Source organism: Desulfomicrobium apsheronum (assembly GCF_900114115.1).
Classification (GTDB): domain Bacteria; phylum Desulfobacterota; class Desulfovibrionia; order Desulfovibrionales; family Desulfomicrobiaceae; genus Desulfomicrobium; species Desulfomicrobium apsheronum.
The window spans coordinates 316,278-322,729 of sequence record NZ_FORX01000003.1 but is presented as its reverse complement, the minus strand read 5'-3'; the positions used below and the strand labels follow the sequence as shown (position 1 = coordinate 322,729).

Here is a 6,452-nt window from a genome sequence, read left to right as displayed (position 1 = left end):
CCGATACGATGTTTTAAAAGACGTTGCCTGCGGCTTAAGATCGTAGATTTCGAAAACACGCCCATCACCGATCTTGTCCATCCCGAGACCGGCGAAGAGGTCGGGGATCTGCGGATCATGGCTTATGATGCCGCCGGCTTACCGCTTGGCGAGTATATCTATGCCAAGGGTTCCCCTGTCCTCGACCTTTGCCGAATGGACCGGGGGTGGGCATATCTGGAGTTCGAGCCCCATCCACGGGACAGGCCTCGCGGCTACCCCGGTGACGAGGAATGGGACCAGTTGACCCTGGCGGCGGATATCATCGCGCACAAGGCGCTCAAGGCCTCGGCCGCCAATGGCCTGCGCCCGAACCAACATGCGTTGCCCGAGGAGCTTCGCTCCGGCTGGAACTACCATCGCGTAAGCCACGGCACCCTCAACCTGCCCCAAAGGGTGGAGCGGATCGAGGACAGAATGGAGGAGACCCGGCCCAAGCAGCGCTGCGCCATGCGCTTTCTCTTGACCGAACAGGAGCGCCTTTGCACGGAATGCCGCAACCTGCAGACGAGCTACCTGCTGGAACTCGCGCCGCTTTTCTGCTGGATTCCCGCCTTGGTCACGTCTCGGGTTGGCGCTGCCGATGACTGGGATAGCATCACCGCGAACAATCTGGCAGCGTTCTCCGCCCTGGCTTATGCAGACCCCGACACCAGGAGCAAATCCGGGCTGCCCGACGGCGAGCGGGCTCCCTATGACCGCACGGTTCTGCACACTCTGGACAACCTCCGCACTCAGCGCGTCAGGCCACACAGGGTCAACGCGGACTGGATGGACATGGTACTGCACGAGATGCCCTATTCCTGGCACTACCATGACATGCAATTTATGGGACCCAAATTAAGAAGTAAGAACCCTACGGACAGCCAGGCCTTCATGGTCACCAACAGGGACACCATCCTCGTTGTCGTGCGCGGAACCGAGGGCTTGATCAGTCGTGACCTGATTCAGGACGGAAAATTCTTCAAGCAACCTTGTCCGGAAGCGCTTGCAAGCGTCGGTTCGGGGCATCATGGGTTTTTGCAGGCCTTCGAGTATATATGGCCTGCAGTAAAAAATTACTGCGAGGGGAAAGGCGAGGGGCTAGATGGTGGACACAAACGTATCTTTGTTACCGGTCACAGCCTCGGCGGCGCCGTGGCCACGCTTCTGGCCTGCGCAATCTACTTGAAGTTTGAGGACAACCCCGTCACCCTCTACTCCTACGCCAGCCCTCGCGTCGGCGACATCGAGTTCGCCAGACACTGGAACCACCTGGTGCCGCATTTGCGCCATGTGTACCGCAACGACATTATCCCCGCCGTCCCGCCGGCGGACTTCGGGTACCGCCATTTCGGGCATCTGCGGCAGATGAGCCTCGCGAAGTTCGAATCGAAAACATCCCCATGGATCGGCGATTACGGACTGCACCAAGTGGAGAGCGCCATCGAGCGCAAGCGTCGCTATACGGGCGACAATGCCCCGTGGGGACCGGCGGAGATGTCGGGATACGAGACCACGGAAAATGGCTTCTCCGAAATCTTCGAAAAAGAGATACGAAGAACCTTCAAGACTCTGAACGGCCTCACCGATCTGGCCGGAGTTTGTTTTCATTTCATGGCCAGTAACTATGTCCCCTTTCTGCAGCAGGAACTGCGGCAACGTTACGATTACGCCCGCTCGGGACGCCCTTTGCTGTCGAGTCACATCCCTGCCGACAGATTGGACCGGAATGACGACTTCAACCAGGAACTGCTTGCCTACATGCGCCCCGTAACTTTGGCCGAGCTACTGGACAGGCATGTTTCGGACCTCGTCCCCCGGCAGGCCCTGGAGAAGGAAATTGGGCGTTTTTGCCGCGTCACGGTCCGGCTGAGCGAAATGGTCCGGCAGGCAAAAGAAGTTGAAACGAGGGAGAACGAGGCCCGCCGGGCGCGGCAGATTGAGACTTCGCTGGAGGTTTCAAGTGTAATGGAGATGAAGGAAGGGCTGCCTCCCAGATCCCTCCAGGCCGCTCGCGAGGCGGAGGCGCTGGGGGCTCAGGGCGTGGCCGAGGACTTCATGCGGCAGTGCGTAGCGCAGGAAAATTCGGCGTTCGCATAAAATACGCTGAATTGTCCGAACCTAGAGAAACGCGGGGCTGACCAGCGTCCTCAATACTGATGATACATCGCAACAGCCTTGAATCATGAAGAGCAGGGGGAAAAGAACAGGCCCCGGCCCAAGAGATGGACCGGGGCCTGTTTTGTTTGGAAGGGCAGGCGTTCTAGGATGCGTTCAGGAAATCCTTCATGCACCGGCACAGCCGGGTGATGCCGTCGTCGATGACCTGTTCCGAGGCGTTGGAGAAGTTCAGGCGCAGGGTGTTCTGGCCTGTGCCGTCGGTATAGAAGGGCATGCCCGGCACGAAGGCGACTTTTTGTTCGATGGCCAGATTGAAAAGGTCCATGCACGAGCCCTTGCCCTCAGGCAGGGTCACCCAGGAGAACATGCCGCCTTCGGGGCGGGTGAAGGTCACGCCCTCGGGGGCCTCCCGCTCCAGGGTCCGTACCATGGCCGCCGCCTGGGAACCGTAGCAGGCGGTTATCTTGGCGATGTGGTCGTCGATGGAGTGCTTTTTGAGGTACTCGGCGATGACGAACTGGTTGAAGGTCGAGGAGTGCAGATCCGCGGCCTGCTTGGCCTTGACCGCCAGACGGATGATTTCGGGAGGGGCTACCATCCAGCCGAGGCGAAAGCCGGGCACCGTGATCTTGGAGAAGCTGCCGAGCATGATGCTGCGACCGCCCGTGTATGCGAAGAGCGGCTTGTGGTGCTCGCCGGTAAAACGCAGTTCTCCGTAGGGATCGTCCTCGATGAAGACCGTCTCGGGATATTTATGCAGCAGCTTGCCCAGTGCCTCGCGTTTGGCCTTGGAGTAGGTAAGGCCCGAGGGGTTCTGGAAATTGGGCACGGCATAGAAAAGCTTGGGGCGTCCCGTTGCCAGCAGCGATTCGACCTGATTCAGGTCGGGGCCGTCCTCCTCCAGGTCCACGGTCACGAATTTGGGTTCGAACATGGTGAAGGCCTGGATGGTGCCAAGGTAGCTCGGTCGCTCCAGGATGACCTCGTCGTCTTTTTCAATGAAAAGTTTGCCCAGAAGGTCAAGGCACTGCTGGGAACCGGTGGTGATCAGCACCTGATCCGGGTCCACGGTCACGCCGTGGCGTGAGTAGCGGCTTGCGATCCAGGCCCTGAGTTCGGCGTATCCTTCCGTGGTGGAATATTGCAGGGCGCGCGCTCCGGCCGTGGCCAGGGTTTCGCGGGCCGCATCCTGCAGGGCCTCGATGGGGAAGAGGTTTGGATTGGGCAGCCCGCCTGCAAAGGACGTGATGCTTGGATCCTGTGTGACCTTTAATATCTCGCGAATGAAGGATTTCGGCGTGTTCTGGATACGCTTGGTGAATCTGAAACTCATGGTGCCTCCTTGAGGCCGTTGTTATGCGAAAAATAATCTGCCCAGTGCCACGCAGCCCATGCCGGTGACGATGGCGCCGACAAAGCTCTTTGTTTTCCAGCAGACCGCAAAGGTCGGGATGGCCGCCCAGAGAAAGATGTTGTCGGCGGAAAAATCAAGTCCTTTTTCCGTGATTACAAGCGACGGCAGCAACATGGCCGAAAGTACGGCCACGGGAATGAAACCCAGCCAGCGCACGACGGACTCGGGCAGGGTGCGCTGCGCCAGGGCCAGGAGCGGCAGGGCGCGCGGAACATAGGTCACGGCCATCATGCCGAGAATGGTCAGGAAGATTGTCTGCTGGTCCATGCGTGAACTCCGAGGCCAATGGTTGCGGCGATGACGGTCGCGGCCAGGACATGACTCTGGTCAAGGCCCGCGAGCATCAGGACGGTGGACAGGACGCCTGCGATGACAGCCACGGCGAGGTGTTGCCGCGACTTGAGCTGGCCGAGCAGCAGAGCGATGAACATGGCCGGCAGGGCGTAATCAAGGCCGATGGGACGGATGTCGGTGATGAGCGTGCTCGCGGCCAGGCCGAGGACGGTGCCGCCGACCCAGGCGCTTTGGGCGATGACATTGATGCCGAAGGTTTCCCCCGGTCCGGTCTCGCCCCTGGCGAAGCGGCCGACGTGCAGGGCGAAGGTCTCGTCCGTCATCTGGTAGGAGAAGAGGGCCAGGCGGGATTTGCTCCAGCCGCGCAGATAGGGGGCCAGGGCCGCCGACATGAGCAGGTGGCGCAGGTTGACGACGAAAGTCGTGGCCACGATGGCCAGGGGCGCGGCCTTGGCGGCAAACAGGCCCACCGCGATGAGCTGGGCCGATCCGGCAAAGACCAGAAGGCTCATGAGAATGGTGTTCATGCCCGAAAGGCCGGACTTTTGGGCCAGAACCCCATAGGCGAAGCCCACGGGCACATAGCCCAGGATGATGGGCAGGGTCTGGCGGAAGGCCGAGACCAGGGGGGACTCGGCGCGGCTGGTGGATGAAAGGGTGGCGCAGTTCATAATCGATTATCCTCTTCGGGCTCAACCTAGTCAAAATCTGTTTGCAGTACAGATACAGTTTCTATAAATTTCGAGCATAACAGATTGAGGCGGTCGAGGGCTGTAAACCGAGGAAGAGATGTTGGCACGGAGGTCCGTTCAGGGCAAGGCCGAAAGGTTACAGATGGGGGGTGGCAGGGGCCTCGTAGAGACGGATCATCGCTTCTTCGAACATCGGCCTGCGCTCCGTCCGGGAGGCGATGATCCGTCAAACGAAGCCTGACTCAGTCAGACAGCCGACGGCCCGCCACTCCCGGCCCCTGCCAAACCCTGCGGTACGTCGTTGTATGTAAAGGCAGAAATGTACCGTCCTGTCCCCGGCGTCATTCCCTCGAAGGCGGGAATCCATGCTTTTGAGCGAAGGCATCCGATACCTCCTCGTTCGGACAAGATCAGAGCAATAATCAAAAAACGCAGTAGCTTGGGAGGAGTGTTTCCTCTCTTTGCCTCGCGCGAGGGTACTTGCATGGAAGATTTCAGATACCGGCAGATCGAGCAGAACCTCATGCAGCAGATCGCCTCGGGCACTCTTGGTCCCGGAGCCAGGCTGCCGTCCCTGCGTCATGTCAGCCTGCGCAGCCGGGTGGCGGTGAGCACCGTACTCCAGGCCTACGCCGAGCTGGAGCGAAAAGGGGTCATCGAGTCGCGCCCCAGGTCCGGGTTTTTCGTGCGGCGCGACACGCGGCAGCTGCCGCCTCCGCCGCGCAACCCCCGGCCCGTGCTCCGGCCGCACACCGTCAACCGCAGTCAGCTCATCTCCGCCGTGCTCGAGACCGTGGGCGATCGGGAGCTTGTGCCCCTGGGCATCAATTGTCCTTCGGAGGATTTGCTGCCTTACCGCGAACTGGCCAAGGTGGCGGGCCGTCTGTCGCGGGAAGATCCCAAGCGGCAGGTCGGCTATCTGCCCGTGGAAGGCAGCCTGGAGCTGCGCCGCCAGCTGTCCTTGCGAGCGGCCCAGGCGGGGCTGGCGGTGCGGCCCGAGGAGATTATCATCACCTGCGGGGCCCTTGAGGCCCTGCACGTGGCCGTGCGCAGCCTGGTCCGCCCCGGAGACAACGTGCTCATCCAGGCCCCGTCCTATTTCTGTTTTCAGCAGCTTCTTGAAAATCAGGGTGTGCGCTCCATCGAGATCCCTTCTCATCCAGGGCACGGGGTGGACCCCGCCGACGTGGAGCGGGCCCTGGAGCGGTTCGACATCCGGTCCTGCATCCTCACGCCAAATTTTAACAATCCCGACGGGTCACTGACGTCGGATGTTGCCAAGCGTGAAATTGTGGAATTGCTGGCCAGGCGGGAGATTCCCCTCATCGAGGACGATGTGGCCGGGGATCTGCATTTCGGCCAGACCCGCCCTTCGGTCTTCAAGATGTACGACTCGCAGGGGCTGGTCGTTCTATGCTCGTCCTTTTCCAAGACTCTGTGCCCGGGCTACCGCATCGGGTGGATCATGCCGGGCCGGTTTTATCGCGAGGCCTACGAGGTCAAGGCCACCACCAACGTCTGTTCCGCGACCCTCACCCAAGAGGCCGTGGGCGTCTATTTGCGCGAGGGCCGGTATGATCGGCATCTGCGCGGTCTGCGCCGGGCCTTGCAGGAGCAGACTCAGTCCATGCAGCTGCACGTGAGCCGCACCTTCCCCGAAGGCACGCGGGTCGGCAGGCCCGAAGGCGGGGGAGTGCTGTGGGTGGAACTGCCGACGGGCGTGGATTCGGTGGAACTCATGTACCGGGCCAGGGAGGCGGGCATCAGCATCGCGCCTGGCACCATCTTTTCGACCCAGGACCGTTTTTCCGGGCATGTGCGGCTTAACTCCGGCAATCCCTGGACCTCGGAATTGGCGGCTGGGATAGAACGTCTGGGCGGTCTGGTGGCCGAGATGGTCGGAGGGTGAG

5 protein-coding genes are annotated in these 6,452 nt (G+C 61.0%); 2 read left to right on the top strand and 3 right to left on the bottom strand.

Annotated features, from left to right (window positions below; translation table 11 throughout):
• Positions 1-2,121, top strand: a 2,121-nt coding sequence (locus BMZ40_RS05615; RefSeq protein ID WP_143075546.1) for a lipase family protein, incomplete at its 5' end; no start/stop codon positions are given.
• Between the two features lie 163 nt (positions 2,122-2,284).
• Here BMZ40_RS05615 and BMZ40_RS05610 read toward each other — a convergent pair.
• Genes BMZ40_RS05610 through BMZ40_RS05600 form a run of 3 tightly spaced genes read right to left on the bottom strand, consistent with a single transcriptional unit; the run spans position 2,285 to position 4,521 of the window.
• On the bottom strand, positions 2,285-3,475 hold the full coding sequence (locus BMZ40_RS05610; protein WP_092373128.1) for an aminotransferase-like domain-containing protein: 1,191 nt from the start codon (positions 3,473-3,475) through the stop codon (positions 2,285-2,287).
• Between the two features lie 21 nt (positions 3,476-3,496).
• Positions 3,497-3,823, bottom strand: coding sequence for an AzlD domain-containing protein (locus BMZ40_RS05605; protein WP_092189738.1), 327 nt, complete (start codon positions 3,821-3,823; stop codon positions 3,497-3,499).
• The gene (locus BMZ40_RS05600; RefSeq protein WP_092189736.1) at positions 3,799-4,521 is read right to left on the bottom strand and encodes an AzlC family ABC transporter permease; all 723 of its coding nucleotides are present in this window, start codon (positions 4,519-4,521) and stop codon (positions 3,799-3,801) included. Before BMZ40_RS05600 ends, BMZ40_RS05605 begins: the two co-directional genes overlap by 25 nt.
• Before the next feature lie 505 nt (positions 4,522-5,026).
• On the opposite strand from BMZ40_RS05600, the gene BMZ40_RS05595 reads away from it, so the two are divergent.
• Positions 5,027-6,451, top strand: a complete 1,425-nt coding sequence (locus BMZ40_RS05595; protein WP_092373127.1) for an aminotransferase-like domain-containing protein — start codon at positions 5,027-5,029, stop codon at positions 6,449-6,451.
• The last annotated feature ends 1 nt before the right edge of the window (position 6,452 follow it).

Coding starts and splice junctions, on each gene's coding strand:
- BMZ40_RS05595 (WP_092373127.1), top strand. CDS start 5,027: ATGGAAGATTTCAGATACCGGCAGATCGAGCAGAACCTCATGCAGCAG.
- BMZ40_RS05600 (WP_092189736.1), bottom strand. CDS start 4,521: ATGAACTGCGCCACCCTTTCATCCACCAGCCGCGCCGAGTCCCCCCTG.
- BMZ40_RS05610 (WP_092373128.1), bottom strand. CDS start 3,475: ATGAGTTTCAGATTCACCAAGCGTATCCAGAACACGCCGAAATCCTTC.
- BMZ40_RS05605 (WP_092189738.1), bottom strand. CDS start 3,823: ATGGACCAGCAGACAATCTTCCTGACCATTCTCGGCATGATGGCCGTG.